The following is a 530-nucleotide window of genomic DNA, read 5'->3' as shown; positions in this document are numbered from 1 at the left end:
CCGGCGGATTGCGGCGGGGAAGGTGCGGGTTTTGCGGCCGATGTCGAGTGGCTGGCCTGTCCCGCCCAGGACTATGGGGATGATGCCCGCGTTGCAGGCCAGTTGACGGGCCTGGTCGGCTGGGATGTGGTCGCCGTTGTCGAGGGTGGCGTGGCCGATCTGGTTGGCGAGGTCGTCGTAGGGCATGGTCAGGGTGAGGGTGACTGGTTCGCCGCCGTGTTCGGGGAGTTGGTCGGCGCGCAGCATCAGGTCGATCAGCTCGGCCAGGGCGTCGCCTTCGCGTGCCTCGCGGCTGCGCCGGTCCGGGCCCTCCTCCGAAGTCTGCGGGCGGGGCTTGGCCAAGGGGTCGATCAGTGCCTCGTACTTCGCGCCGGTCACCTTGTCCAGCTTCGCGCGGATCTCCAGCCGTCCGTTCTTCCACCGCATGATGTGTTCGTTGCCGGGCGGCGCGGGCTCGGTGTCACCGGGTGCCGGGTCGTTCTGGTAGAGGCGGTAGAGCAGGTCTTCGCCGAACTTGCGCACTTCGTTGG

Annotated in this window: 1 protein-coding gene; it reads right to left on the bottom strand. The window is 68.5% G+C overall.

Annotated features, from left to right (window positions below; all coding sequences use genetic code 11):
- The coding region (locus ACFOWZ_RS25180) for a DUF222 domain-containing protein (RefSeq protein WP_382376339.1) at window positions 1-530 on the bottom strand (530 nt) is incomplete at both ends.

Source organism: Lentzea rhizosphaerae (assembly GCF_042649515.1).
In the GTDB taxonomy this organism is placed as follows: domain Bacteria; phylum Actinomycetota; class Actinomycetes; order Mycobacteriales; family Pseudonocardiaceae; genus Lentzea; species Lentzea aerocolonigenes.
The sequence above is the reverse complement of the archived record's forward strand: the minus strand, read 5'-3'. Positions and strand labels throughout refer to the sequence as shown.